General features: G+C 70.0%; 28 protein-coding genes and 1 tRNA gene. 12 read left to right on the top strand and 17 right to left on the bottom strand.

The features are described from left to right. Nucleotides 1–283: winged helix-turn-helix transcriptional regulator (locus B7X32_RS04660; protein ID WP_292716755.1), on the bottom strand; the 283-nt coding region annotated here is incomplete at its 3' end. Between the two features lie 171 nt (nucleotides 284–454). Here B7X32_RS04660 and B7X32_RS04655 point away from each other — a divergent pair. The 5 genes from B7X32_RS04655 (at nucleotide 455) to B7X32_RS04635 (ending at nucleotide 5871) form a co-directional block, all read left to right on the top strand. Next, nucleotides 455–2044 carry an ABC transporter substrate-binding protein gene (locus B7X32_RS04655; RefSeq protein ID WP_292716753.1) on the top strand — a complete coding sequence of 530 codons (1590 nt, stop codon included), beginning with the start codon at nucleotides 455–457 and terminating at the stop codon, nucleotides 2042–2044. 80 nt (nucleotides 2045–2124) lie between these two features. Further along, nucleotides 2125–3192 carry an ABC transporter permease gene (locus B7X32_RS04650; protein WP_292716750.1) on the top strand — a complete coding sequence of 356 codons (1068 nt, stop codon included), beginning with the start codon at nucleotides 2125–2127 and terminating at the stop codon, nucleotides 3190–3192. After that, nucleotides 3189–4115, top strand: a complete 927-nt coding sequence (locus B7X32_RS04645) for an ABC transporter permease (RefSeq protein ID WP_292716747.1) — start codon at nucleotides 3189–3191, stop codon at nucleotides 4113–4115. Before B7X32_RS04650 ends, B7X32_RS04645 begins: the two co-directional genes overlap by 4 nt. After that, nucleotides 4112–5020 (top strand): ABC transporter ATP-binding protein, encoded by a 909-nt coding sequence (locus B7X32_RS04640; RefSeq protein ID WP_292716744.1) that lies wholly within the window; start codon nucleotides 4112–4114, stop codon nucleotides 5018–5020. Before B7X32_RS04645 ends, B7X32_RS04640 begins: the two co-directional genes overlap by 4 nt. Next, the gene (locus B7X32_RS04635) at nucleotides 5017–5871 is read left to right on the top strand and encodes an ABC transporter ATP-binding protein (RefSeq protein WP_292716741.1); all 855 of its coding nucleotides are present in this window, start codon (nucleotides 5017–5019) and stop codon (nucleotides 5869–5871) included. The genes B7X32_RS04640 and B7X32_RS04635 overlap by 4 nt, the downstream gene beginning before the upstream one ends. Nucleotides 5872–5990: 119 nt before the next feature. Here B7X32_RS04635 and B7X32_RS04630 read toward each other — a convergent pair whose 3' ends face one another. From B7X32_RS04630 to B7X32_RS04615, 4 genes are all read right to left on the bottom strand, one after another. Beyond that, complete coding sequence (locus tag B7X32_RS04630) at nucleotides 5991–7112, bottom strand: Xaa-Pro peptidase family protein (protein ID WP_292716739.1); 1122 nt, start codon at nucleotides 7110–7112, stop codon at nucleotides 5991–5993. 242 nt (nucleotides 7113–7354) lie between these two features. Next, nucleotides 7355–8005 (bottom strand): DUF3349 domain-containing protein, encoded by a 651-nt coding sequence (locus B7X32_RS04625; RefSeq protein ID WP_292716736.1) that lies wholly within the window; start codon nucleotides 8003–8005, stop codon nucleotides 7355–7357. After that, nucleotides 8002–8292: a hypothetical protein gene (locus tag B7X32_RS04620; RefSeq protein WP_292716733.1), complete on the bottom strand. Its 291-nt coding sequence runs from the start codon at nucleotides 8290–8292 to the stop codon at nucleotides 8002–8004. Before B7X32_RS04620 ends, B7X32_RS04625 begins: the two co-directional genes overlap by 4 nt. 17 nt (nucleotides 8293–8309) lie before the next feature. Next, the gene (locus B7X32_RS04615) at nucleotides 8310–9494 is read right to left on the bottom strand and encodes an inorganic phosphate transporter (protein ID WP_292716730.1); all 1185 of its coding nucleotides are present in this window, start codon (nucleotides 9492–9494) and stop codon (nucleotides 8310–8312) included. Nucleotides 9495–9721: 227 nt separating this feature from the next. Between B7X32_RS04615 and B7X32_RS04610 the strand changes: the two genes are divergently transcribed. Beyond that, nucleotides 9722–10546, top strand: a complete 825-nt coding sequence (locus tag B7X32_RS04610) for a cytochrome c oxidase assembly protein (RefSeq protein WP_292716728.1) — start codon at nucleotides 9722–9724, stop codon at nucleotides 10544–10546. 96 nt (nucleotides 10547–10642) lie between these two features. On the opposite strand, the gene B7X32_RS04605 is transcribed toward B7X32_RS04610, so the two are convergent. Next, on the bottom strand, nucleotides 10643–11101 hold the full coding sequence (locus B7X32_RS04605; protein ID WP_292716725.1) for a hypothetical protein: 459 nt from the start codon (nucleotides 11099–11101) through the stop codon (nucleotides 10643–10645). 257 nt (nucleotides 11102–11358) lie between these two features. On the opposite strand from B7X32_RS04605, the gene B7X32_RS04600 reads away from it, so the two are divergent. Continuing rightward, on the top strand, nucleotides 11359–11787 hold the full coding sequence (locus tag B7X32_RS04600) for an NUDIX domain-containing protein (RefSeq protein ID WP_292716723.1): 429 nt from the start codon (nucleotides 11359–11361) through the stop codon (nucleotides 11785–11787). Between the two features lie 2 nt (nucleotides 11788–11789). Here B7X32_RS04600 and B7X32_RS04595 read toward each other — a convergent pair whose 3' ends face one another. The 3 genes from B7X32_RS04595 to B7X32_RS04585 form a co-directional block, all read right to left on the bottom strand. Beyond that, nucleotides 11790–12275, bottom strand: a complete 486-nt coding sequence (locus tag B7X32_RS04595; protein ID WP_292716721.1) for a hypothetical protein — start codon at nucleotides 12273–12275, stop codon at nucleotides 11790–11792. A gap of 46 nt (nucleotides 12276–12321) precedes the next feature. Further along, nucleotides 12322–12771, bottom strand: coding sequence for a YbaK/EbsC family protein (locus tag B7X32_RS04590; protein ID WP_292716766.1), 450 nt, complete (start codon nucleotides 12769–12771; stop codon nucleotides 12322–12324). 68 nt (nucleotides 12772–12839) lie between these two features. Continuing rightward, nucleotides 12840–13349 carry a DNA helicase gene (locus tag B7X32_RS04585; RefSeq protein ID WP_292716718.1) on the bottom strand — a complete coding sequence of 170 codons (510 nt, stop codon included), beginning with the start codon at nucleotides 13347–13349 and terminating at the stop codon, nucleotides 12840–12842. A 130-nt stretch (nucleotides 13350–13479) separates the two neighbouring features. Here B7X32_RS04585 and B7X32_RS04580 point away from each other — a divergent pair, with 130 nt between their 5' ends. Then, a complete protein-coding gene (locus B7X32_RS04580) occupies nucleotides 13480–14037 on the top strand; it encodes a peptidylprolyl isomerase (RefSeq protein WP_285814177.1) in 558 nt (185 codons plus the stop codon). Between the two features lie 28 nt (nucleotides 14038–14065). Further along, the gene (locus tag B7X32_RS04575) at nucleotides 14066–14956 is read left to right on the top strand and encodes a rhomboid family intramembrane serine protease (RefSeq protein ID WP_292716709.1); all 891 of its coding nucleotides are present in this window, start codon (nucleotides 14066–14068) and stop codon (nucleotides 14954–14956) included. A gap of 252 nt (nucleotides 14957–15208) precedes the next feature. On the opposite strand, the gene B7X32_RS04570 is transcribed toward B7X32_RS04575, so the two are convergent. Further along, nucleotides 15209–15448, bottom strand: coding sequence for a cell division protein CrgA (locus B7X32_RS04570; RefSeq protein WP_292716706.1), 240 nt, complete (start codon nucleotides 15446–15448; stop codon nucleotides 15209–15211). 77 nt (nucleotides 15449–15525) lie between these two features. Here B7X32_RS04570 and B7X32_RS04565 point away from each other — a divergent pair, with 77 nt between their 5' ends. Together B7X32_RS04565 and B7X32_RS04560 are read left to right on the top strand one after the other, a co-directional pair. After that, the gene (locus B7X32_RS04565) at nucleotides 15526–16314 is read left to right on the top strand and encodes a class E sortase (protein ID WP_292716702.1); all 789 of its coding nucleotides are present in this window, start codon (nucleotides 15526–15528) and stop codon (nucleotides 16312–16314) included. Beyond that, the gene (locus B7X32_RS04560; protein WP_292716700.1) at nucleotides 16314–16487 is read left to right on the top strand and encodes a hypothetical protein; all 174 of its coding nucleotides are present in this window, start codon (nucleotides 16314–16316) and stop codon (nucleotides 16485–16487) included. Before B7X32_RS04565 ends, B7X32_RS04560 begins: the two co-directional genes overlap by 1 nt. Nucleotides 16488–16545: 58 nt before the next feature. Here B7X32_RS04560 and pknB read toward each other — a convergent pair whose 3' ends face one another. The 7 genes from pknB to B7X32_RS04525 form a co-directional block, all read right to left on the bottom strand. After that, nucleotides 16546–18246 (bottom strand): Stk1 family PASTA domain-containing Ser/Thr kinase, encoded by a 1701-nt coding sequence (pknB, locus tag B7X32_RS04555; protein WP_292716762.1) that lies wholly within the window; start codon nucleotides 18244–18246, stop codon nucleotides 16546–16548. 65 nt (nucleotides 18247–18311) lie between these two features. After that, nucleotides 18312–20054: a serine/threonine protein kinase gene (locus B7X32_RS04550; RefSeq protein ID WP_292716698.1), complete on the bottom strand. Its 1743-nt coding sequence runs from the start codon at nucleotides 20052–20054 to the stop codon at nucleotides 18312–18314. Then, complete coding sequence (locus B7X32_RS04545) at nucleotides 20051–21514, bottom strand: penicillin-binding transpeptidase domain-containing protein (protein ID WP_292716695.1); 1464 nt, start codon at nucleotides 21512–21514, stop codon at nucleotides 20051–20053. The genes B7X32_RS04550 and B7X32_RS04545 overlap by 4 nt, the downstream gene beginning before the upstream one ends. A gap of 96 nt (nucleotides 21515–21610) precedes the next feature. After that, a complete protein-coding gene (locus tag B7X32_RS04540) occupies nucleotides 21611–23008 on the bottom strand; it encodes an FtsW/RodA/SpoVE family cell cycle protein (protein ID WP_292716692.1) in 1398 nt (465 codons plus the stop codon). Beyond that, nucleotides 23005–24255 (bottom strand): protein phosphatase 2C domain-containing protein, encoded by a 1251-nt coding sequence (locus tag B7X32_RS04535; RefSeq protein WP_292716690.1) that lies wholly within the window; start codon nucleotides 24253–24255, stop codon nucleotides 23005–23007. The genes B7X32_RS04540 and B7X32_RS04535 overlap by 4 nt, the downstream gene beginning before the upstream one ends. Before the next feature lie 9 nt (nucleotides 24256–24264). Beyond that, nucleotides 24265–24735: an FHA domain-containing protein gene (locus B7X32_RS04530; protein WP_292716758.1), complete on the bottom strand. Its 471-nt coding sequence runs from the start codon at nucleotides 24733–24735 to the stop codon at nucleotides 24265–24267. A 53-nt stretch (nucleotides 24736–24788) separates the two neighbouring features. Then, the gene (locus tag B7X32_RS04525) at nucleotides 24789–25517 is read right to left on the bottom strand and encodes a DUF3662 and FHA domain-containing protein (RefSeq protein WP_292716687.1); all 729 of its coding nucleotides are present in this window, start codon (nucleotides 25515–25517) and stop codon (nucleotides 24789–24791) included. Nucleotides 25518–25963: 446 nt separating this feature from the next. Between B7X32_RS04525 and B7X32_RS04520 the strand changes: the two genes are divergently transcribed. Beyond that, a tRNA-Leu gene (locus B7X32_RS04520) sits at nucleotides 25964–26047 on the top strand. Nucleotides 26048–26277: the final 230 nt, after the last annotated feature.

Here is a 26277-nt window from a genome sequence, read left to right as displayed (position 1 = left end):
CCATCGCCGATTCCACATCGGGCATATCGCCGATCGCCTGGAGGAACGAGCTCCACGACTGGGGCTGGATCGTGCAGAACACGAGCGCGCTCACCCCGAGGCCGAGGCGCGTCGTGTCCACCTCCGCGGTGTAGCCGGTGATGATCCCGGCGCGGGTCAGGGACTCCACCCGGGAGTAGGCGCTGGCACGGGAGATCCCGACCTCCTGCGCGAGGGCGGCGATGGAGATCCGGCCGTTGCGGCGCATCGCTCGGAGGATGTCGTAAGCGATTTCGTCGATCACGGGCGCGGATCGTCCAGAGACGGAAGGCTGATCGTCGCTCATACTGGACATATTGCCGTAGTGACGGAAGCGTGACAATCGAATGATCGAATTCGAGCCGTTCAGTCGGATATAGTGCCGGAAAACCCGATCTGGTCGTCTGACCTGTCCATCTTCGAAGAGGAGGAAGCCGTGGCCCGTCCCTACCGTCACGTCGCCGCAGCACTCGTCGCCGCCGCCGCCATCGTGCTCGCCGGCTGTTCCGGCGGCAATTCCGCGAACAATTCCAGCAACAGCTCCTCCTCGGGCGGCACGCTCGTGGTCGACACCGCCTTCTCGCTCGAGACCGGTGACCCGGGCCGCAACTACGTGCCGACCGGCAACATGGTGCTGCAAGCGGTGTACGACACCCTGCTGACCTTCCAGGGCGCCGACTCCACCACGCCGAAGCCCGATCTCGCGACCATGAAGCAGAACGCGGATGCGACCGAGTTCACCTTCACGATCCAGGACGGCCGGAAGTTCTCCGACGGCAGCCCGGTCACCGCGGACGACGTCGTGTTCTCGCTGGACCGCGTCGCCGGGATCACCGACTCCAAGGCCAACTTCCTGATGACGGGGATCACGGTCGCGAAGGTCGACGACAAGACGGTGAAGCTGTCGACGAAGACCCCGTCGCTGCAGCTGCCCGCGATCGTCACCAACCCGTCGCTCGCGATCCTCAACTCGAAGCTCGTGCAGAAGAACGGCGGCACGACCGATGACAAGGACGGCGCGAAGACCTGGCTCGACGCGAACTCGGCGGGCTCCGGTCCGTACAAGCTGCAGTCGCTCGACCTCACCTCGCAGGTCGTGCTCGTGAAGAACGACAAGTACGACGGCGACGACAAGCCCGCCTACGACAAGATCGTCGTGCGCAACATCTCGCAGTCCTCGACGCAGCTGACCAACCTCAAGGGCGGCGACTCGAACGTGGCGGTCGATCTCTCCGGGGACCAGGTGAAGAACCTCGGCGACGGCTTCACGGTGAACTCGGCGCCCTCCGCCGAGACCCTGTTCCTCCTCATCAACCAGGACAAGAACGTCGGCGGCGCGACCGCGAACCCGAAGTTCGCGGAGGCGGTGCGCTACGCGCTCGACTACGACAAGCTGCTGGAGCTGGCCGGATCCGGATCCGTGCAGGCCACGGGCGTCATCCCGCCGATGTTCCCCGGCGCGAACAAGTCCGGTGTGAAGCAGGATCTCGAGAAGGCCAAGGCCGCCCTCGCCGCGTCCGGCTACACGGGCCAGGAGATCAAGCTGCAGTTCCCGAACGACAACCCCGTCGGCGGCGTGGAGTTCACCCCGGTCGCCGAGCGCGTCCAGGAGCAGCTCAAGGCCGCGGGCATCAACGCGAGCCTGGCCCCTGCCCCGTTCGCCACCGAGGTGCAGCCGTACGTCAAGGCCCAGGAGGCGTTCTCGCTCTGGTACTGGGGCCCCGACTACGCCGACACCTCCTCGTTCCTGCCGTTCGGCCCCGGCCAGAAGGTCGGCCTGCGCGCCGGCTGGGCCGCCGAGGCCGACTCCTCGATCGCCGACCTGGTGACCAAGGCGCAGAACGCGACCAGTGTGGACGCGCGCAACACGGCGTTCAGCGACTACGCGAAGGCGATGCAGGAGTCGGGCCCGTTCGTCCCGCTCATCGTCCCCGGCATCAACCTCGCCAGCTCGACGAAGGTGACCGGTCTCGAGTACAACGTGACCTGGACCCTCGACCTGCGGACGCTGCACCCCGCGAAGTGAGCCCTGCGGGGGCCGGAGCCGCGAGGTTCCGGCCCCCCCAGCACCACGCCCTCTCCGCCCCGTAGACCCGGAAGCCCCCTGTGTCCGAGACGAAAGCCATCGCCACCCGCACGTCGCGGAAGGCGCAGCACACGCTGCTGCGCTTCCTCGCCCGGCGGGCCGTGACGAGCGTGATCCTGCTGTTCGGGATCGTGCTGGTCACGTTCTCCCTCACCGTCATCGTGCCCGGCGACCCGGTGCGCGCCGCCCTCGGCGAGGGCGCGGCGTCGAACCCCGCCACGGTCGAAGCGTTCCGGCAGAAGTACGGACTGGATCAGCCGGTGTGGATCCGGTTCTTCCTCTACGTCGGCAACCTCCTGCGCGGTGACCTCGGCACCTCGCTGAAGTCGGGACAGCCGGTCTCCGCCGACCTCGCCAAGGCCGTGCCCGCGACCGCGGAGATCGCCTTCTACGCGATCATCATCAGCCTCGCCGTCGCGATCGTGCTCGGAACCCTCGCCGCCTACCGTCGCGGCAAGGCCACCGACCAGGTCGTGCGCGTGGTCACCCTGATCGGCCTCAGCATCCCCACCTTCTGGATGGCGATCCTCTGCTACCAGCTGTTCTTCATGAACCTGCACTGGGTGAGCGGATCCGGCCGGATCTCCCCCACGATCACCCCGCCGCCGCGCATCACCGGCTTCTACACGATCGACTACCTGCTCAACGGCGACTCGGTCGGATTCCTGGACGCGATCGGCCACCTGGCCCTGCCGGTGCTCGTGCTGAGCCTGTTCACGATCGCCACCCTCACCCGGTTCGTGCGCACCTCGGTGCTCGAGGTGCTCGACATGGACTACGCGAGGGCCGCCAGGGCGAAGGGCCTGAGCGGCCGTCGGGTCGTCGTCGGCTACGTGCTGCGAGGAGCGGCGCTGCCGATCCTCACCCTCGTCGGCATCGCGTTCGGCAGCCTGCTCTCCGGCACCGTGCTCGTCGAGGCGGTGTTCGCCTGGCCGGGCCTCGGCACCTACGCCTACAACGCGTCGAAGAACCTCGACCTGCTCGCCGTGACCGGCGTCGGTCTCGTGGTCGGCGTGATCTACCTCGTCATCAATCTCGTCGTCGACGTGCTCTACGGCGTCCTGGATCCGCGAGTGAGGCTGTCGTGAACCTCGTCATCCCCGAGAAGGTCGCCCCGAAGCGCCGTCGCCCCTGGCTGCCGCGCGCTTGGCGTACCCCGCTGGCCATCGTCGGCAGCGTGATCGCCCTGATGTGGATCGTGATCGCGATCCTCGCGCCGTGGATCGCCCCGCACGACCCGCTCGCACAGGACCTGCCGCGCCTCGCGGCGCCCAGCGCCGAGGCCATCATGGGCACCGACGTCAACGGCCGGGACATGTTCTCGCGCCTGCTCCTGGGAGCCCAGGCGACGATCCCACTCGCGCTCATGCTGGTCGTCTGCGCGATGATCGTCGGCACCGTCGTCGGTGCGGTCGCGGGCTATCTCGGCGGCTGGTTCGACGAGGTGCTCATGCGCATCACGGACATGGTGATGGCGTTCCCGACCGTGATCCTCGCCATGGTCATCGCCGCCTCCCTCGGCCCTTCGATCATGAACGCCGTGATCGCCGGCATCATCGTGGCCTGGCCGCCCTACGCCCGCATCACGCGGTCGCTCGTGCTCGGCCTCCGCACGCAGAACTACGTGATCGCGGGCCGCCTGCTGGGTTCGTCCCCGCTGCGCTCCCTCCTGCGGGACGTGCTGCCGAACATCGCCGGCCCTGTGCTGGTGCTCGCCTCGCTCGACATCGGCACCGCGATCCTGCTCCTGTCCGGGCTGTCGTTCCTCGGGCTCGGCGCGCAGCCGCCGACGCCGGAGTGGGGCACGATGATCGCCGCAGCCATGAACAACCCCTCGGCCTGGTGGCTGGGTCTGTTCCCCGGTATCGCGATCCTCAGCATCGTGATGGCCTTCAACTTCATCGGCGACTCGCTGCGCGACGCCCTCGACCCGCTCGCCGCCCGCGAGCGCGAGGCGGAGTCGCCCACCGCGGTCTCCGCGGCCGCATCGACCGGGGAGGTGGCACAGTGACCGCCGCACTCGCGATCCGCGATCTGCGCGTCGAGCTCGGCCAGAGCCGGCGCAACCGCACGGAGGTCGTGAAGGGCATCTCGCTCGACCTCGTCCCAGGACGGATCCAGGGCCTCGCCGGCGAATCCGGATCCGGCAAGAGCATGACCGCCATGGCGATCCTCGGGCTGCTGCCCGCGGGCGGCACGGCGTCGGGATCCATCGTCCTCGGCGGCGAGGGCAGGACGGACGTGCAGCTCGTCGGCATGACGGGCCGGGCCTACCGGGCCGTGCGCGGCAAGCGCATCGGCATGGTCTTCCAGGATCCCTCCGCGAGCCTGCATCCGCAGATCACGGTCGGATCCCAGCTCGCCGACGGCATCCGCACGCATCTCAGACTGTCCCGCGCCGACGCCAGGAAGCGGGCGTCGGAGCTGCTCGCGCTGGTGCGCGTGCCGAATCCCGAGGAAGCGCTGCAGAAGTATCCGCACCAGTTCTCCGGCGGTCAGCGGCAGCGCATCGCGATCGCGATCGCCCTGGCCTGCGAACCCGAGGTCCTGCTCGCCGACGAGCCCACCACCGCGCTCGACGTGACGGTGCAGGCGGGCATCCTGCACCTCCTGCGCGACCTCGCCATCGAGCGCGACCTCGCGGTGCTGCTGGTCACGCACGACCTCGGCGTGATGAGCGCGGTCGCCGACGAGGTCGCCGTGATGCGGGGAGGCCGGATCGTCGAGGCCGGATCCCGCCAGCAGGTCTTCCAGAACCCGCAGCATCCCTACACGCGCGAGCTGCTGGACGCGATGCCCGATGCGCAGGACTCCCTCGTGGATGCCCCCGCGGACGCCGGATCCGCTGCCGACCCGTCCGCCGATCCGTCCGCGGGCGGGACGACGGACGCCGATGATCCCGAGGAGACCCGATGAGCGATCAGAAGCCGGTCCTGCACGTCGACTCGCTCGTCGTCGAGTACGGCGGACGCGCCGCGTTCCGCGCCGTGGACGGCGTCTCCTTCGACATCGCCGCCGGGGAGGTGCTCGCGCTCGTCGGCGAGAGCGGCTGCGGGAAGTCGTCGACGGCGCGCGCCGTGATCGGCATGGAGAAGCCGCGCGCCGGCGAGGTGCTCTACCGGGACAGGCCCGTGCAGCCGCTCGGCATGCGCACGCGGCCGGCGGAGCTCACCGCGATCCAGATGGTGTTCCAGGATCCGAACTCCTCGCTGAACCCGCGGATCCGCGTGGCGCAGCAGATCGCGGAGGGATCCCGGGCCGCCCGCGCGCGGGGCGTCGACACCGAGGCCCCGTCGCACTGGCTGAAGGCGGTCGGCCTCTCTCCCGCCCTCGAGAACCGGTACCCGTACCAGCTCTCCGGTGGCCAGCGGCAGCGCGTCGCGATCGCCAGAGCGCTCGCTGCGAAGCCGGATCTCATCGTCGCCGATGAGCCGATCTCGGCACTGGACGCCTCCGCCCAGGCCTCGGTCGCGGGCATGATGCGTGAGCTCTGCGTCGCCTCGGGCGCGGCGATGCTGTTCATCTCGCACGATCTCTCCGTGGTGCGGCTCATGGCCGACCGCGTCGCCGTGATGTACCGCGGGCGGATCGTCGAATCGGGCGCGACCCCCGTGGTGTGGGCCAACCCGGTGCACCCGTACACGGCGGCGCTGCTCGACGCGATCCCCCACCCGGACGGCGAGGGCGTGCTGCCCGCCGCCCCGGCCTCGGAAGCGCCGTCGTCCTGGCGCGTCGAGATCCCCGAGGCGCTCGACCGCGTGCGCTGACCGCACCCCCAGACTTCCCGGTGCGGGCCTGCCCCCTGCGCCCGCACCGGGAAACCCATGGCGCCCCCATATCCGGTCCCTGCGCGAGAGGCGCAGCGACGAGAAGAAGGGCGCCGAGGTCACCGCCCCGCGGGCGTCAGCTCATGCGGGGTGGTGTTGAGGTTGACGCAGCCGTCGGCCGTGACCACGACGATGTCCTCGATGCGGGATCCCCACGCGCCGGGGAAGTAGATCCCCGGTTCGATGCTGAACGCCATGCCCTCTCGCAGCGTCAGCGCGTTGCCGGGTGCGATGTACGGCTCCTCGTGGGTCGTGACGCCGATGCCGTGTCCGGTGCGGTGCAGGAACGCCTCGGCGAGACCTTCCGCGGCCAGCACGTCGCGGGCGGCGGCGTCGATCTGTTCCGCGGTCGCACCGGGGCGCACCGCGTCGACGGCCGCCTGCTGGGCGCGCACGAGCACGGCGATCCGGCGCGCGACCTCCGGATCCGGCTCCCCGACCGAATAGGTGCGCGTGCTGTCGGAGTTGTACCCGGTCGGCACGGCGCCGCCGATGTCCACGACCACGATGTCGCCGTCCTGGATCACCCGGTCGGAGACCTCGTGGTGCGGATCCGCGCCATTCGGGCCGGACGCGACGATCACGAACTCGACCGTGCGATGCCCCTCCTCCACGATCGCGGCGGAGATGTCCGCCCCGACCTCGCGCTCGGTGCGGCCGGCGCGCAGCAGGCCGGGGACGCGTCGGTGCACCGCGTCGATCGCCGCACCGGCGCGGCGCAGCTCCGCGATCTCGGCGTCGTCCTTGATCATCCGGCCCTCGCGCAGCACGGGCGTGGCGAGCTCGGGGCGCAGTCCGAGGCGGTCGGCGAGCGGGATCACGTGCAGGGCCGGGAGCGCGTCGGAGACGCCGAGCCGCGCGGGGGCCTCGGGCATCGCGGCGGTGACGAGCGCGTAGGGATCCTGCCCGTCCACCCAGTCCGCCACGGTGAGTCCGAGCGTGCCGACGGCCGTGTCGCGCACTTTCGCGAGCTCCATGCGCGGGACGACGACGGTCGGATCCCCGGTCGCGGGGATCACGAGGGCGGTCAGCCGCTCGATCGTGTCCCCCTCGACGCCCGCGAGATAGGTCAGGTCGGGACCCGGCCCCACGACGATCGCGTCGAGACCCGCGTCAGCGGTCAGGGCGCGGGCGCGTTCGAGGCGGGCGGCGTACACGGAGGCGGGGAAAGGCGTGCTCACCCCTCCACGCTACGTCGCGCCGAGCGCGCTCCGCCAGGCCCGTGCCGGGACATATTCCGAGATCGAGATGAACCGCCGCATGCGCCAGGATCTCCCGCGCAATCGTCCGCCGCATCCGATCCCCCGCCCCTCCCGCCCAGACAATTCGCCTGACCGCGAGACTCCAACTGGGCGACGAGACTGCGGTTCTGAGGCGCATTCTCGTCGCCCAGTTGGAGTCTCGCGGAAATGGGAGAGGGGGGTCAGGTCAGGGTGATGCCGGACTGCTCGAGGCGGGTGCGGACGCGCTCGACGTCGTCGTCGCCGGGGAGTTCGCCGAGCACCTTCATCATGAGGACCTGCGCGTCGACGAGAGAGATCTCGGGATCCGCCCCGCTCTGCGCGGCCACGGCCTCGCAGACCTCCTGCACCTCGTCGTCGGTGAGGCGACGGCGCAGCAGCGCGAGGATCGGCACGCGGTCCTGGGCCGGGATCCCGTCCGGGTACCCCGCACCCAGCCAGCGCAGGGCCTGCGCGATCGGGTTCGCGTCCGATGGCGGGGCGGCGGCAGGACCCGCATCCGCCGCCTCGGCGAGGATCGTCCGGTCGTCGATGATCCGCTGCGCCTTGGTGCTCAGCGGCACTCCGCGGGCGGCGAGCAGGACCGCCACGCGGCGCACCTCGTCGCCGCCGGGATTCGCCGAGGTCACCTCGGCGATCGCCGCGCGGATCTGCGAGACCCGCACCGGATCCGTCTCCTGCCGGGCCAGCGCCGCGACCACCTCGGCGAGCTCCTCGGCGGTGAGCGTCCGCTGCAGCAGCGCCAGCAGCGGCGAGTAGTCCTTGGGCGGCACGCCCTCCGGATAGCCGGCACGCAGCCAGTCGAGCACGCGGGTGAGGACGTTGCCGTTCACTTGCCCGCTCCGAACAGCGAGATCCCGAAGTAGTGGTAGATGCTCAGCCGCGTGATGAACAGCACCCCGGTGAGCACCGCGGCGATCACGAGGGCGAACAGGATCCAGCCCGCCGCGGTCAGCAGAGGACGACGCGTTCCGGGAGCCTCGCCGTCGAGCTCCCCCGTGCCGGCGGACTGCAGCCGCATGCCGATCGCGAACAGGGCGGGCAGCCCCGCGCCGAACAGCAGGCCGACCAGCAGCACGCGGCCCGCGGAGAGGGCCATCTGCGCGATGTCGAAGTTCATCTCATCCGTCCTTCGGTTCAGGCCGCCGCGCCCTCGGGCACGACGGAGCCGTCCCACTCGGCGTTGACGTTGTTGTGGTCGACCTTCTGCCGGCGACTGCGCAGGTACAGGAGGGTCGCGGCCGCGAGCAGCAGCACGAACACCGTGATCGCGCCGGCGAGCCCGCCGATGCCGTGGGCGAGGAAGAAGCAGAGCGCGCCCACGACGCCGGCCGCCGGCATCGTGATGAGCCAGGCCGTGACCATCCGGCCCGCGATGCCCCAGCGCACCTGCGCGCCGGGGCGCCCGACGCCGGATCCGAGGATCGACCCCGTGGCGACGTGCGTGGTGGACAGCGCCATGCCCATCGAGCTGGACGTGAGGATGATCGCGGCGGAGGACGCCTCCGCGGCGAGGCCCTGCGGCGACTCGATCTCGACCAGGCCCTTGCCGAGGGTGCGGATGATGCGCCAGCCGCCGAGGTACGTGCCGAGCGCGATGGCGGCTCCGCAGGTCACGATGATCCAGATCGGCAGGCCTTCGTTCAGGATCTGGTCGCCGGTGAGCGTGCCGTGCGCGATGAGGGCGAGGGCGATCACGCCCATGGTCTTCTGCGCGTCGCCGGTGCCGTGCGCGAGCGAGACGAGCGACGCGGTGCCGATCTGACCCCAGCGGAAGCCGGCCTCGCGGTGCTTCGCGTGCACGGTCCGGGTGAGGCGGTAGACGAGCCAGGTGCCGACCGCCGCCACGATGCCCGCGATGAGCGGGGAGAGCACGGCGGGCACGATGATCTTCCCGACGATGCCGGCCCAGTTGACGGTCGCCGCTCCGGCGATGCCCGCACCGATGAGGCCGCCGAACAGGGCGTGCGAGGAGCTGGACGGCAGGCCCAGCAGCCAGGTGAGGAGGTTCCACAGGATGCCGCCGACGAGTCCGGCGAAGATGATGATCATGGCCGACTCGGGGCTCAGCCCCGGCACGAGGTCGCCGCTCGGGCCCTGGATGGTGAGCACGTCCTTCGTGATGGTCGCGGCGACCTCGACCGAGAGGAAGGCGCCGACCAGGTTCAGGATCGCGGAGAGCGCCACGGCGACCTTCGGCTTCAGCGCGCCGGTCGCGATCGAGGTGGCCATCGCGTTCCCGGTGTCGTGGAATCCGTTGGTGAAGTCGAAACCGAGTGCGGTCACGACCACCAGGATGAGGATCATCACTTCGGCGCTCATGGTCGTCAGCATCCCGCGTCCCGGCCGCGGGGACAGCCGGCGTCGTGTACTCGACGGCGAGAGTTCATCGGGCGTTAAGCGCCCGCGGAGGGAGCGATCGAGGGGCGCCTTCACCGTCCGCATAGCAGCCGGGCGTAGCCTCGCGGCGGCCGTACTGCAGATCGGAACCCGCCACGCCTCCCATCCCCGTCTTCCTCAGCACCTGGAGCCTGGATCCCACCGCGCTCGTGGTGCTGCTCGTCGCGGCCGGCCTCTACCTGGGCGGGGTGGTGGTGCTGCGCCGGAGGGGCCACCGCTGGCCGCTGTCTCTCACGCTGATGTTCCTGCTGCTCGGCCTCGGCTCCTATGCCGTCGTGTCGTTCGGCTTCCTCGGCACGTGGAGCCCGGCACTGCGCTGGGCCTTCTCGACGCGGATCGCCCTGCTCATGTTCGTCGTCCCCGTGCTGGTCACCCTCGGGCGCCCGGTGTCGCTGGCCCGCGCGGTGCTCTCGACCCGGCCCCGTGCACGCGTGAACGGCTTCCTGCGCTCCTGGCTCGCGAAGTTCTTCGGCAACGCGATCATGGCGCCGGTGTTCACCTGCCTCGTGTTCTCGGTGTTCTTCACGCCGCTGTCGGCGGTGCTGCGCGTCAACCCGGTCACCGAAGGCGTGGCATCCGCGATCGTGCCGCTGCTGGGCCTGCTGATGATCCTGCCGATGGCGGCGCACACGGTCGCGCGCACGAGCCTGTTCATCGTGGCCGAGTTCATGTTCGCGTTCGTAGAGCTCGTGCTCGACGCGATTCCCGGCGTGCTGCTGCGATTGGGCACCGTCGTCTTCGACCATGCGGGCCCCTGGCCCGGGGCGCTGCCGGTGTGGTTCCCGAACCCGCTGCGCGATCAGCAGCTCTCCGGCGACTTCCTGTGGTTCATCGCCGAGATCGTGGACGTGCCGATCCTGGTGATCCTGATGATGCGATGGATCCGCTCCGACCGGCGCGAATCGCGCAGCATGGACGAGCTCAGCGACGAGGAGATGGCCGAGCTCACCGCGGCGCACCTGCGCGGGGAATGACGGATCCGGATCTCGTCCGCGCGTGGTCAGGTCGCAGTCTCTGCGGCGGATCGGCCCGCGGCCGCGCAGAAATCGCGACCTGATCGGGCACGCGGCTCACTCCGCCGGCGCAGCCTTGCGGATGCGCTCGCCGAGGAAGACGAGGTCGGCGGCGGAGAGCGCGGTCACGGCATAGGAGACCGGCCACACGGCGCCCTCGTCGAGCTGGGCGGGCCACTCGAACTCGAACGTGGCGTAGCGCACCTTGAACTTGGCCTTGGGCTTGAAGAAGCAGACGACCTTGCCGGCGGCGTTGGCCCAGGCCGGCATGCCGTAGTACGTGCGGGGCACGAGGTGCGGAGCGTTCTCGGTGACCAGGCGGTGCAGCGCCTCGGCGAGCGTGCCGTCCTCCGCGTCCATCTCGGCGATCTTGGCCCGCACATCGGCCTCCCCGGCGGCACGGGCCTCCTCGGCGGAGATCTTCTTCCGCGCGACGCGGGTGCGGCTCTCCTTCGCGGCCTCCTTGACGGCGGCGCGCTCGAACTCGGTCAGTACGGGGGCGGTGTTCTCGGTCATGGCATCCTCCTGTCGACGCCCCGCGGATCCGGGGACATCGTCAGCCTACGAACGCGCGCGGACCGGCGCTTCTTCAGAACTGATCGATCCGCAGGAGCCCTCGCGCGAGGGCCGGACCCGCCAACGATGCCGGAGCGGGATCCGCTCGCGGTGCCGGCGGAGGAGCTCGTCGAGGCAGTGGTGCGAGAGGTGCACCTGGGTGGACGGCGTGGGAGCGGACGGCGTCCTACCTGTCGTGACGTCCTAGGGTGTGAACCATGGACATGCGCGTCGCGGCGTACGCGGTCATCCTCGACGATGACGGGCGGGTGCTTCTCGCGCGGTGGACCGAGGGCCGCCGGGTGTCGTGGACGATGCCGGGCGGCGGGCTGGAGCCGGGTGAGGACCCGGAGGCCGCGGTCCGGCGCGAGGTGCGCGAAGAGACCGGTTACAAGGTGGTCGTCGACGAGCTGCTCGGGATCCACTCCAGGGTGATCCCCGCCCGCCGCCGGGTCACTCCCGGCGCGGCCGAGCCGCTGCACACTCTGCGCATCGTGTACCGCGCGCGGATCACCGGCGGGCGCCTGCGGTTCGAGAAGAACGGATCCACCGACATGGCCGCCTGGTACGCGCTCGACGAGGTCGCCGGCCTGCAGCGCGTGCGGCTCATCGACATCGCCCTCGGCATGGCGGGCCTCACCGGCTGACGTCAGCGCAGCACCTCGACCAGGGCGATCCACGAGATCACGATCGCCACGACGAGCGCGAGCAGCGAGCCGGTCGCGGCGAGCACCAGGCCGGCCGGCTGCCCTGCGAGCAGGAGCGCGCCGGCGGCGGTGTACGCCGCGACGGGGAGGAACCCCAACGACGCGCGGAGCACCGGATTGCCGTGCCCGGGGTCGTGTCGCAGAGAGAGCGCCGCGTGCACCTGGAACCCCGCCGCGGCAGCGGTGATGATCAGGACGAGCGCGCCGAACCATCCGCCGCCGATGTGCGGGATGAGGGCGAGGCCGGAGGCGAGGATCGCGAGCACGAGTCCGGCGAGGGCCGCAGCGAGCCGGGCGGTCAGCGCCTTGGCGGCCACGATCTTGCCGATGTTGACGCTCGCGGCGACGATGACGAGTCCGGCGAGGGCCGCCGTCGCGCCCAGCATCGCGACGTGGAACTCCGACCATGCCTCCAGCGCATCCGTCATGCCCGGATGCTACTCCCCGCGGGCGCCCTGCGAACGGGAGTGCGGGCTACTCCGGCTCGGAGATGTCGGAGACGGTCGCGTCGTAGGCGGAGATGAGGGCGTCGCCGTCGACGAACAGGCTGTATCCGTGCGCGCCGGCGCCCATCGCGATCCGCCGGCCGCGGATCGTCTCATCCGCGAACACCGGCCAGGCGGTGGTGCTGCCGATCGGAACGATCGTGCCGCGCTCGTAGCCGGTCGCTGCCAGCGCGACGGCGGGATCCGGGAGCTTCAGCCGGTTGACCCCCACCAGGGCGCGCAGCTTGGGCCAGGAGATCTTGCGACCGCCGGGGATCAGCGCGAACAGGAACGTGTCGTCGCTCCGCTTGACCACGAGGGTCTTCACGATGCCGGAGGGATCCAGTCCGAGCAGGGCCGCGGCCTCGTGCAGGCTGTTGGCCGCCGGGCGCTTCCTGATCTCGATGTCGAGTCCGCGTTCGGCCGCGGCCTCGCGCACGCGGGCGTGCGGATCCGGCCCGTCGCCGGGGAGGTCGGCGGGCTCGGGGACCGATGAAACGGAGGCGCTCACGCCTCGGAGGCGTTCAGCGGGTCGTCGGCGACCCAGAGCTCGTCGTCGGCGCGCAACGCCTGCCAGGCGGCGATCAGGACGCCCACGGCAGCCGCGGCGCCGAGGACGATCGCGATCACCGCGCCGATGCCGAGGCCGCTCTTGCGCTCGGCCGGCGCGGAGAGCACGGCGCGCGGGGTGTGCGCGGTTCCGGTGCGCTTGGCGTTGGCGATGTCCCACGCGGTGAGCGCGGAGCCGACCACGCCGCCGATCGCCGGGACCACCTTGTGGTCGACGACGTCGCGGGAGAACTTGACGCCCTTGTCCACGACGGGGACCACGCGGTGCTCGTACACGTCCTGCACCGTGGGCACGACCTGCTCGCGGCGGAAGTTGTCGAGCTGGCGACCCGCCTCACGGGCGATGTCGGCGGCCTCGCCGACGACGACCTGCTGGGCGGCCCACAGCTTGGCGGCCTCGCTCTGCAGCTGACGGAGTTCCTTCTGACGCTTGCGGCTCAGGCTCACGATGCCCTCCCAATCGAAACGGGGTTCGGACTCACCATCTTGCCAGACAAGCTCCTGAGTGGCGGGTGTGCGTCGCAGAACTTCCCGGCGGAATCAGAGACTGCCGGGGATCCGATGCGAGAATGGACCCATGCCTCACGCCACTCACGTCGCCACGCTGCACACCAACCACGGAGACATCGTCGTCAACCTCTTCGGTGACCACGCTCCCCGCACCGTGAAGAACTTCGTCGAACTCTCCGACGGCACCGGATCCTGGACGCACCCCGCCACCGGTAAGCCGGGCGAGGGCGCGCTGTACAAGGACGTCATCTTCCACCGGATCATCCCGAACTTCATGATCCAGGGCGGCGACCCGCTCGGACAGGGCGTCGGCGGCCCCGGCTACACGTTCAACGACGAGATCCACGGCGAACTGAACTTCAACGAGCCCTACATCCTCGCGATGGCCAACGCCGGTCTGCGCCGCAACGCCATCACCGGCCAGGCCGAGGGCACCAACGGCTCGCAGTTCTTCATCACGACCGACCCGACCCCGTGGCTGCAGGGCAAGCACACGATCTTCGGCGAGGTCGCGGACGACGCGTCCAAGGCCGTCGTGGACGAGATCGCGGCCGTGCGCACCGGAGCGGGCGACCGCCCGGTCGAGGACGTCGTGCTGCAGTCCGTCGACATCGTCGCGAACTGACCCCGCACACGGACTCCGGAGCGCACGGATGACGACTTCGGAGTTCCACGCGAATCCCGACAACTTCTGCTACCGGCATCCCGGCCGGCAGAGCTTCGTGCTGTGCCAGCGGTGCATGCGCACGATCTGCCCGGAGTGCCAGACCCAGGCCCCGGTCGGGGTGATCTGCCCCGAGTGCATGCAGGAGCAGCGCCGCAATCAGACCCCCGCCCAGCGCCGGGCCAACCGGCGCTGGGGCGCGCGGTCGATGACCGCCGTCGGCGGACGTCCGATCGTGACGTACTGGATCCTCGCGATCACCTCGGCGGTGAGTGTCTTGGCCGAGCTCCCGGGAGTCGGGGTCGTGATCAAGAACGTGCTGCTCTTCGCCGGCGCGTACCTCTACCCCTCGCTGTCCGGTCTGCCGTTCGAACCCTGGCGTCTGCTGACCGCGCTGCTCGTGCACGGCGGCTTCATCCACCTCGGCCTCAACATGCTGGCGCTGTGGATGGTCGGGCAGCAGCTCGAGCCGCTGCTGGGGCGTGCGAGGTTCCTCACGCTGTATCTCGTGAGCGGTCTCGGCGGGTCCGTCGCGATGGCTCTGATCGATCCGGCACAGCCTACAATCGGGGCGTCCGGGGCGATCTTCGGCCTGTTCGTCGCTCTTATCGTGATCGGCCGCCACCTCGGTGGCAACATCGTCGGGGCGCTGGTCGTGCTTGCGATCAACTTCGCGTACGGGTTCATCGTGCCGGGGATCGCGTGGCAGGCGCACGTCGGCGGTGCCGTCGTCGGCGCGCTGATCGCGCTCATCTACGTCCGCACGAGCGGCCGCGGCACCACGAAGTTCTGGTGGATCGGCCTCGTCTCGGCGCTCGTGCTGGTGCTCCTCGTCGTGGTCGCGGTGGTTCCGCCCCTGCTCATCACCGCCGGTCACTGACCGCCCGATCGGAACGGCCCTCGCCTTCGGGCGGGGGCCGTTCTGCGTCCTCCTCAGCATGTGAATGACAGGCGTGTAATTCTCCCCACATGGGGATAGATCTGTGGATAACTTCGGGGAGGGGATGTGTATATCCATCCCCAGAATGTGGATAACCCCTCGGATCCGTGGACAACCCTGCGGGATACCGGATCCGGAATGCAGAAACGCCCCCGCGCGGGCGGGGGCGTTTCGGAGAGCGGGAAGGCGGCGTCAGCGCCAGCGCGTGGTCATCAGGAAGCCGATCAGGGCGATGCCGAGACCGATCAGCAGGTTCCAGGACTGCAGGCCGGGGATCGGGTACTGCATGCCGGTGATGTAGAAGACCAGGATCCAGGCGAGGCCCAGCAGCATGAAGCCGACCATGACCGGCTTGAACCACACGGCGTTGGGCGCGGCCTCGCCGTCCACCTTCTCGACGACGGCTTCTTCGGGCTTACGGGATCGTGCCATGCGCACAGTCTACCCAACAGGCCGCGTCGGCATCAGGCTGTCGTCCGACGGCAAGGTGCGCTCGGTAGGATCGCGGGATGACCGACGCTCCGCGAGCCTCTGCGCGCCGCGCCCGCCGGGGCCGACGCCCGCGCCGCCGCGCCACGGTCGTGAGCGTGCTCGGCGAGCTCCTGCTGACCGCGGGCGTCGTGGTGCTGCTGTACGCCGCGTGGCAGATGTGGATCGGCGACATCATCATGAGCGCCTCCGCGAACGACAAGGGGCAGCAGATCTCCGCCGCATGGGCGAAGGAGCCCGCGCCGGCGCTGCCGCCGGTGATCGACGACGGGAACGGCGTCGACGGCGCCCATCCCCGGTACGAGCCGCCCGTGATGACCCCGCCCGCGAACGGCGTCCCGTGGGGCGCGCAGATGCACGTGCCGCGATGGGGATCGGACTACAACGTGCAGATCGCCGGCGGGGTGACCAGGCCCGACACCCTCGACCACGGCTGGATCGGCGTCTACCCGACGTCCGGGATGCCCGGCCAGCCCGGCAACTTCACGATGGCCGCCCACCGCACCACCTGGGGCAAGCCCTTCAACCAGCTAGACCGGCTGCACCTGAACGACGCGATCGTGATCGAGACGGAGCAGGGGTGGTACACCTATCGGTTCCGCACCCTGGAGTACGTCACGCCCGACAGCGTCGACGTGCTGAACCCCGTGCCGCAGGAGACGGGCGTCCCCGCCGGGGGGCGGTACATCACCCTCACCGCGTGCTCGCCGCTGTACTCGCTCGCCGAGCGCATCGTGGCCTACGGGGTGTTCGAGAGCTTCCAGCCGCGGGCCCTGGGCGCCCCGGCCTCGCTGAAGGCGGTGAGCTGATGTACGGCGCTCTGTGGCGGATCCTCCCCGGCCCGTGGTGGGTGCGGCTGATCATCGTGCTCGTGCTGCTCGCGGCAGTGCTCTACGGCCTGATGTTCTGGGTCTTCCCGTGGGTGAGCCCGTTCATCTCGCCGGGTGACGTCAGCATCGAACCCTCGCCGACCGCGACCTGATCGAGGTCGGGCGCCCTGCCTCTTCGAGAGGCCGGGCACCCGACGCCGAGTCCGGCCGCTACTTGCCGGTGCAGTAGGTCAGGTCGATCGTGGACAGCACGGGCACGTCTCCCGGGGGCGCCGACATCGAAGAGACGGTCTTCGGGTCGGTGGCCTTGCACTGCGGGTTCTCGACAGGGTTCGCGGTCAGGCCCTGCTGCTGCAGGGTCTGGGTCGCCGAGTCGAGCGTCCAGCCGGTGAGGTCGTTGAGCGTCACGACGCCGCTGGCGACGACGAGGTCGATGACGGTCCCCGGGGGCACCTTCGTGTCGGCCTGCACGCTCGAGGACAGCACGATGTCGTGCTGCGTGCGGGGATCGTTCTTCTGCGTCACGGATCCGAGCTGCAGCCCGATCTTGGCCAGCGCGTCCTTCGCGGCGGTGGCACTGAGTCCGACCAGCTGGGGGACCGCGACATCGGCGGCGCCGGAGGAGACGTACACCGTCACCGACTGGCCCTTGTCCATGTGCGTGCCGGCCGCGGGCTCCGTGCTGACGACCTTGCCCTTGTCCACGGTCGCATCCGTCTGATCGATGCGGATCGCGCGCAGGTCGTTCTTCGCCAGCAGCGCGACCGCGGATTCGTAGGTCTGCCCGGTGAGACTCGGCACGGCGCGCGTGGCGGTCGGGATGTCGGCGGTGGGCTTGATCGCGAGCACCCAGATCAGCACGGACGCCATCAGCACGACGAGCAGCGCGACGCCGGCCCAGATCCATGCGACAGGGGGCCCCGACTGCGTCCGCGTCATGGTCGTGTCGGTGGAGAGCTGGCGCAGCGTGCGCGCGGTCTCCTGCGCGTGCCGCGGGCTCGGGCCGTAGAGCTCGCTGGTGAGCGAGGAGAGCTGCTTCTTGGTGGGCACGCCGCCGGCCACGGCGTCGTCGAGCGCGGTGCGGAACGAGACCGCATCGGGGAAGCGCTGGAACGGATCCTTCGCCATCGCGCGCAGCACGACCGGATCCAGGGCGCGGATGCGCTCGAGCTCGGCGGCGGAGTGCTCCTCGTCGTGCACCTCGCTCGGCGGCAGGGGCGTCTCGCTGACGTGCTGGTAGGCGACGGCGACCGGGGAATCCCCGCGGAACGGCTGGCGTCCGGTGAGCATCTCGTACAGCACGATGCCCGCGGAGTACAGGTCGGTGCGGGCGTCGACCTGCTCGCCCTTGGCCTGCTCCGGCGAGAAGTACGCGGCCGTGCCGATGATCTGGGTGGTCTCGGCGACCGTGGAGGAGGAGTCGGAGACGGCACGGGCGATCCCGAAGTCCATCACCTTGACCGTGCCGTTCGGGGTCACCTTGACGTTGCCGGGCTTGATGTCGCGGTGCACGACGCCGGCACGGTGGGAGTACTCGAGAGCCTCGAGGATCCCGTCCGCGTAGCGCACGGCGTCGGCGGTCGGCACCGGACCGCGCGCGATGATGTCCTTCAGCAGGTCGCCGGGGACGAGCTCCATGACGATGAAGGGCACCGGCTCGGCGGGCGTGCCGCCGGCCTCCGCCGTGCTGTCCTCCCCGGCGTCGAACACGCGCACGATCGACGGGTGCGACATGCGCGACGCCGCCTGCGCCTCCATCCGGAACCGCGTGCGGAACGCCGTGTCGCGGGCGAGTTCGCGGTCGAGGATCTTGATCGCGACCTCGCGTCCGAGGGTCAGGTCGTAACCCCGGTGCACATGTGCCATGCCACCGCGGCCGATGAGGTCATCGACGCGGTAGCGACCGGCCATGACGCGCGTGATCGTCGCCACAGAGGACCCCCCTGGTTCTCTTGTTCTTACTGCTTACGGGCCGCTCAGGGCGTTGGCGGCGGTGAGACCGGACCGGTGCCCGGCAGGATCGGATCCGACATCTGCGGCGACGGTCCGCTCTCGCGCTTGCTGTCCCCGCACAGGGCCAGATAGGTCGCGGTGACCTGGCCGCCCGGCTGGTTGGCGATCGAGATCTCGGCGTTGAGCGTGCCGGCGTCGAAGGTCTTCTGGGATCCGTCGCCGACGAACGTCGCGTTGGTGAGGGTCACCACGTAGCCCGACACGTTGCCGGTGCCGCTCGGGCACACGAAGCCGGCCCAGCTCAGCTGCACGGTTCCGCCCGCGGTGGCGGGCCCGGCGAGCTTCGGAGCGGAGTCGGGGGCGCCGATCGGGACGAGGTCGCCGTACACCGCCAGCTGGACGACGGTGCCCTTCTTGACGTTGCCGCCGCTGGGATCGGTGCTGTAGACCGTGCCGACCTTGTCCTGCGCCGGGGCGTGGTCGCCCGTGGAGCAGGTGCCGTCGAGGCCGGCGCCCTTGAGCGTCTGCACGGCGGCGTCGCACGACTGCCCGATCAGGCCGAGAGTGCCGAGCGCGACCGTGTCGGCGGTAGGCGCCGGCGTGGGCGTCGGGGTCGGCGTCTTGGACGGCGTCGAGACCGAGGAGGTCGACGGAGCGGGCTCCGGCGCCTTCTGATTCGTCAGCAGCGCCAACAACGTGCCGCCGAGCACGATGATCAGCAGCGCGATGAGCGCGATGAGCGGCCAGGTCCACGGACTGCGCTTCTTCTTCTCCGGCGCCTCATCGGCCCCGGTCGGGATCTGCGCGGTCGTCGGCATGATGGTGGTCGCGCCCTGGGTCGCGCCCAGGAGCTGGGTCATGGCGTCGCTGCCGGCCGCACCCGCGACGGCACCGGCGCCCACGACGCCGGCGATGACGGCCGGGACCGCGATCGCGGCCGAGTTCAGGTCGCCGCGGCGCAGCGCCTGCGCGGCGCGGGCGACCGTGGCCGCGGAGCTCGGCCGGTCGGCCGGCTTCTTCGCGATCATGGCCATGACCAGGTTCTGCACCGGCTGCGGCACGGTCGCGGGCAGCGGCGGCGGGGTGTCGTTGATCTGCGCCATCGCGATCGCGACCTGCGACTCGCCCGTGAACGGACGCTTCCCGGCCAGGCACTCGTACGCGACGATGCCGAGCGAGTAGATGTCGGTGGCCGGGGACGCGGCGTGCCCGGAGGCCTGCTCGGGCGAGAGGTACTGCACGGTGCCCATGACCTGACCGGTGGCCGTCAGCGGCACCTGGTCGGCGATGCGGGCGATGCCGAAGTCGGTGATCTTGACCCGGCCGTCCGGGGTGATCAGCAGGTTGCCGGGCTTGATGTCACGGTGCACGAGGCCCGCGGCGTGCGCGGCCTGCAGCGCGGAGGCGGTCTGCGCGACGATGTCGAGCGTCTTGTCGGCGCTGAGGGATCCCTCGCGCTCGATGATCGTGGAGAGGGCCTCGCCGGGGACGAGCTCCATGACGAGGTACGCGGAGCCGTTCTCCTCGCCGTAGTCGAAGACGCTCGCGATGCCCTCGTGGTTCACGAGGGCGGCGTGGCGGGCCTCGGCGCGGAAGCGCTCGAGGAAGCCAGGATCCCCCATGTACTCGTCCTTGAGGATCTTGATGGCGACGGTCCGTCCGATGACGTGATCGGTCGCCTCCCACACCTCGCCCATGCCACCGATGGCGATCCGAGACTGCAGCTCGTAGCGACCGCCGAAATGCACACCCTGCGTCGGCCTCATTTCTTCAGCACCGCCTCCATGACCTTCTTGGCAATCGGTGATGCGATCGCATCACCGGATCCGGATTGTCCCTGCCCACCGCCGTCTTCGACGACGACCGCAACGGCGATCTCCGGGTTCGAAGCGGGCGCGAAGCCGGTGAACCACAGCGTGTAGGGGTTCGTATCACCGTTCTCCGCTGTGCCCGTCTTACCGGCCACGTCGACTCCGTCTATTCTTGCACCCTGCGCCGCGCCGCTTGAGACCGACGCCTGCATGGCGGCGGTGATCGCCGAGGCCTGGTCGGAGCTCATCGCCTGCCCGAACTCGCTGTTGTCGATCTGCTTCAGCACCGACAGATCGTCGCCGAGGACCTGATCGACCATGCGCGGGTTCATCACGACACCGCCGTTCGCGATGCCGGCCGAGACCATGGCCATCTGCAGCGGGGTCGCCCTCACGTCGCCCTGTCCGAAGCCCGTGAGACCGGTCTTGTCGGGCGAGAGGCTCTTCGGGTAGGTGGATGCGGACGACTCCAGCGGAAGCGAGAACTCCTTGCCGAAGCCGAACTTCTCCGCGGAGGAGCGGATCGCCTTGTCCCCGAGCTGCACCGCGAGCTCGGCCATCGGGATGTTGCAGCTGTACCGGATCGCATCCGCGAGGCTCACGGTCTGCCCGTCGCCGCCGGGGCACGCGCCGCCCCACGAGTTGTGCACGGCGGTGCTGGTGCCCGGCAGCGTGAACGCGGCCGGGTTCGGGAACGTCGACTGCATGGTGAATTTGCCGGAATCGAGCGCCGCGGCGGCCACGACGAGCTTGAACGTGGAACCGGGAGGGTTCATGTTGCCGCCGATGGCGCGGTTCGACAGCGGCTTGTTCGGATCGGCGACGAGGCCGTCATAGGTGGCGTTCGCGGCCTTCGAGTCGTGCACGGCGAGACTGTTCGTGTCGTAGCCCGGGGTGGAGACCATCGCGAGGATCCGCCCGGTCTTCGGCTCGATCGCGACGACCGCGCCCTGCAGGCCCTGCAGCGCGTCGTAGGCGGCCTTCTGCGCCACCGGGTCGAGGCTGAGGCGGACGTTCGCGCCCTTCTGCGGCTGGCCCGAGACGATGCGCTCGATCGAGGAGAGGAAGTTCGAGCCCCCGGTGCCGCTGAGCTCGCTGTTCATGGCCTTCTCGATGCCGGTCGCGCTGCCCAGGGCGGGGTTGTAGTAGCCGGTGACCGAGGACCACATCTGCGGATCCGTGTACACCCGCTGGAACGAGTACATGTCGCCAGAGGGGGTCGAGGTGGCGATCGGCGTGTCGCCGGCGAGGATGGATCCGCGCTGGATCTCGTAGCTGTCCAGTCGGGTGCGCCGATTGGCGTCGTTCTGCGCGAGCGCGTCCGCCTGCACGACCTGGATCCAGCTCACCGAGCCGAACAGCGCGAGGAACATGACCAGCACGAGGATGCTGATCCGTCTGAGTTCTTTAGTCATGCGGCACCCCCTGGGGTGTCGTGCTCATCGGTCCCTGAGCGACGCTTCGACTCGCTGGCGCTCGCTCAGCGCGGGTCTCCACGAGACGAAGGGTCGTCATCCGATCACCACCCTGGGTTGGCGGCGCACGCCGTCGGAGATCCGCAGCAGCAGGCCGACGATGAGCCAGTTGGCGATGAGCGAGGATCCTCCCGCCGCCAGGAACGGCGTGGTGAGGCCGGTCAGCGGGATCACCCGGGTGACGCCGCCGACCATGATGAAGACCTGCAGGCCGATCGTGAACGAGACGCCCACGGCGAGCAGCTTGCCGAAGTCGTCCTGACCGGCGACGCCGATCCGCAGACCCCGGCTGACGAACACCATGTACAGGCAGAGCACGGCGAACAGCCCGATCAGGCCGATCTCCTCGCCCAGGCTGGTGATGATGAAGTCGCTCTCGGCGACCGGCGTGATCTGCGGGCGCCCCTGGCCGAGGCCGGTGCCGAGCAGCCCGCCGTGCGCGAGGCCGAAGATGCCCTGCGTGAGCTGGTAGCTCTGGTCCTCCATGAGGTCGGGGTTGAAGGCGTTGATCCACGTGTTGAAGCGGTTCTGCACGTAGGTCAGGAACTGCGACACGACCGCGACGCCGATCACCACGCCCACGACGCCGATGAGCACCCAGCTGGTCTTCCCGGTCGCGACGTAGAGCATCACGATGAACATGCCGAAGATGAGGACACCGGTGCCGAGGTCGTGCTGCGCGACGATGATGGCGAGCGAGATCAGCCAGACCACGATCACCGGTCCCAGCTCGCGCATGCGCGGCCAGGTGATGCCGGCGAACCGCTTGCCCACGGACGACAGGCTCTCCCTCGTGCGCACGAGGTAGCCCGCGAAGAAGATCGCCAGGAAGATCTTCGAGAGCTCGCCCGGCTGGAAGCCCAGCCCGCCGATCGAGATCCAGACGTCGGCGTTCGCGTCGGCCTTGAGGCCGGGGATGAAGGGCAGGACGAGGAGCACCAGGCCGGCCAGCCCGGACAGGTACGTGTACTTGTACAGCACGCGGTAGTTGCGCAGGAAGATCACGAGGGCGATCGCGCCGGCCACCGAGATCGCCATCCACATGAGCTGCTTGTTGGAGGAGGCGTTCCAGCCCGTGGCCTGGTTGGCGACGTCGATGCGGTAGATCTCCGCGATGCCCACGCCGGTGAGGAGCGTGGCGATGGGCAGGACGAACGGATCCGCATCGCTCGCGACGAAGCGCAGAACGATGTGCAGGGCGAACACGAGCACGGCGAGCCCGCCGCCGATGAGCAGGATCATCGGGTCGATCCGGCCGAGGGCGCCCAGCTGCACGAGGGTGAGCGCGCTGCCCGCGACGACCACCGCGAACAGCAGGAGCCAGAACTCGCGATTGCGCTGGCTCTGCGGGCCGCGGATCCTGCGCAGCGCGCGCAGCACGGCGGTGTCGGCCGCGACGTCGCCGGAGTGGGGGGCGGGTGCGGTGGCGGTCATGGCGTCTTCCCCGTCCCGGCCGAGGCGCGGAGGCGCCCGACGATGGCCGTCGCGTCGTCGAGGGAGCGTGCGGTGATGGTCTGCTGCACGAGCGACTGGTTGAAGCTGGGCAGGTCGGACATCTTGATGCCGGTGTCCTCGTACACGTGGGAGAGCGAGATCGGTCCGATGTCCTGCTGGATCCCCTGGAACACGGCGACCGTGTCGTTCTGGGAATCGACCCCCACGAAGTAGCGCGTCTGGGTCCACGCGTAGGCGCCGAACAGCGCGGCCGCCATGAGCGCGATGACCACGATGAGTCCGGTGATCCACCCGACGCGGCGACGCACCGACCGGCGGTGGTCCTCCTCGATGAGCTCCTCGAGGTAGTCCGCGGCGGGCTCGAAGTGCGTCGGCTCGTTCGCCGCCTGGCGCACCGGGTGCAGCCAGCTCGGGCGTGCAGGGCGCGCGGCCGGCACGATGATGCCCTGCGGGTTCGCCGCGGCGCCGACGACGGTCGCGGATCCGGAGAGCACGGGGTGCTGGCCGCCGACGTCGACGATCACGATCGTGACGTTGTCGGGGGCGCCGCCGTCGAGCGCGTACTTCAGCAGGCCGTCCGCGGTGCGTCCAGGGGCCATGCCCAGCCGCAGCGTCTTCTCCATGTGCACTTCGTCGACGACGCCGGAGAGGCCGTCGGAGCACAGCAGCCAGCGGTCGCCGGGCAGCGTCGGCATGACGAACATGTCGAGCTCGGGGTCCGCGTCCATGTCGCTGAGCACGCGCATGAGGACGGAGCGGCGCGGGTGGTAGCGCGCCTCCTCCGGCGTGATCCTGCCCGAGTCGACCAGGCGCTGCACGAACGTGTGGTCGGTGGTGATCTGGGTGAGCGTCTCGTCGCGGTAGAGGTAGATCCGGGAGTCGCCGATGTGGCCGATGACGGCGTAGTCGTCGACCATGATGATCGCGTCGAGCGTGGTGCCGAGACCCGCGAGCTCCGGACGGTCCTTGACGGCGCGGATCATGTCGCCCGCGGCGGTCGTGGCGGCGGCCTGGAGCGAGGCCTCCGCGTCCATGGTCGAGGGGTAGGCGTGATCGAGGTTCTGCAGCCGGTGGATCGCGAGGCTGCTGGCGACGTCGCCGCCCGCGTGGCCGCCCATGCCGTCGGCGACGACGAACAGGTTCGCCCCGGCGTAGCCGGAGTCCTGGTTGTTGGAGCGGACCTTCCCGGTGTGGGAGATCGCGGCGCTCGAGCCCTCGAAGACCATGGCCGCCGGTTACGCCCGCAGCTCGAACGTCGTGGCGCCCACCTTGATGGGTGCGCCGATCGCCACGGCGACGGGGGCGCCGACGCGCTCGCCGCTCAGGAACGTGCCGTTCGTGGAGTCGAGATCCTGGAGCATCCACTGGTCGCCCCACAGCAGCAGGCGCGCGTGATGGCTGGACGTGTAGTCGTCGCGGATGACCAGCCCCGACTCGCTCGAGCGGCCGATCGACATCGGCTCGGATCCCAGCGGCACCTCGAGGCCGGCCTTGGGCCCCGAGGTGATGACGAGCTTGCTGACGGTGGACGTGGTGGCGGGTCCGCCGGGCCTGCTCCTCGGTGCGGCCGCGGGCTTCGCGGGCGACGGGGCGGGCTTCGCCGCGGGGGCGCTCGGTGCGGCCTCGCCCTGGGGCAGCTTGCGCACGCGCACGCCGAACAGATCCGCGCGGAGCGAGTAGACGACCGCGAACACGAAGAACCACATCAGCACGAGGAAGCCGATGCGCAGGAGGAGGAGGGTGAGGGAGCTCGGATCGGTCACGGATTGACCCCGAACGCGCGCGTGGCATCGTCGCCGCGGCCGCCGCGGGCCGGCTCGGAGACGGGGACGACCTCGAATGTCAGATCCGTGCGGCCGATCGTGATGACCATGCCGCTCTCCAGCTGGGCCTCGCGCACGCGCTGCCCGTTCAGCTTGGTGCCGTTGGTGGAGCCGAGGTCGCGGAGCATGGCGTGGTCGCCGTCCCACAGCACCTCGGCGTGCTTGCGGCTGGATCCGGCGTCGCCGATGGTGATGTCGGCATCGCTGCCGCGACCGATGACCGTGCGCGCCTTGGTGACCGGGTAGCGGGCGCCGCCCGTGGTGACGACGGCCTGCCAGGTGACGCGCCCGCCGCTCCGCGTGGAGGCGGATTCGACGCGCACGGTGCCCGTGGCGAGCTTGTCGTCGGCTTCGAGGGCGATGTTCACGGGGCCGGAGAAGCTGTAGCCCTGCGCGCGGGCGTGCTCCTTGACCAGGACGTGCAGCTCGTCGATGAGAGCGGATCCGAGTCCGTGCATGGCCGTCGCGTCCTCGCCGCTCAGGTGCACGAGGAAGGTGGCGGGCACGATGATGCGGTCGCGGCTGACGACGGCCGCCTTCGTGTCCATCTCACGACGCAGTGCCGAAGCGATCTCCACGGGCTGGATACCGCTGCGAAAGGTCTTCGCGAACGCGCTGTTCACTGCGCGCTCGAGACCCTTCTCAAAGCTGTCTAGTAGTCCCACTGGGCTCCCATGGCTCACCGATCGGTACGGCCATCGTAGCCACACGCCCTGAATGAACCCCCGGACGGCGCGATCCGTATCCCGTGGAGCGCGGGCCAGGGCGCCGAGCGGGCGCGTGCCAGGCGCGCCCTCTGACGCCGAGCGCACGGGATCCTGCCGAGCGCCCGGGACGTTGGCGTGGACAGCCCGTGCACTCGACACGTTGCCGTGCACTCGACGGGTGCCCGTGCACTTGGGATGGGTGGGTGTGCTTGCTCGCGGATCTGACCCGTGCGGTCCGGATCCTGTCGAGTGCACGGGATCCTGCCGAGTGCACGGGACGTTGGCGTGGACAGCCCGTGCGCTCGACGCGTTGCCGTGCGCTCGACACGGCCGGGCGCGACGCCGGTTCGGAGTGCACGCCGGGGCGTGATATTCTCGGGAGGTTGGTTCGTGAGGACCGACATGCGCGAGTGGCGGAATAGGTAGACGCGCTGGCTTCAGGTGCCAGTGCCTGCAAGGGCGTGGGGGTTCAAGTCCCCCCTCGCGCACAGTGAGAAGAAGGCCCGGATCGAGAGATCCGGGCCTTCTTCGTTTCTACGGGGAAGCCGCCTGGCTGGGCGGCTCAGGCGGGCTCGGCCGCGAAGCGGCGCCGCGCCTCGTCGACCTCGACCACGCGCAGGCTCAGCCGCGTGCCAGGCGCCTCGTGCGCGCCGCGCACCAGGCCCGGAACGTCGGCGCACTCCACGAGAACGCCGAACGGCAGCGCCTTCGTGACAAA

The organism is Microbacterium sp. 13-71-7, from assembly GCF_002257455.1.
Lineage (GTDB): Bacteria > Actinomycetota > Actinomycetes > Actinomycetales > Microbacteriaceae > Microbacterium.
The sequence above is the reverse complement of the archived record's forward strand: the minus strand, read 5'-3'. Positions and strand labels throughout refer to the sequence as shown.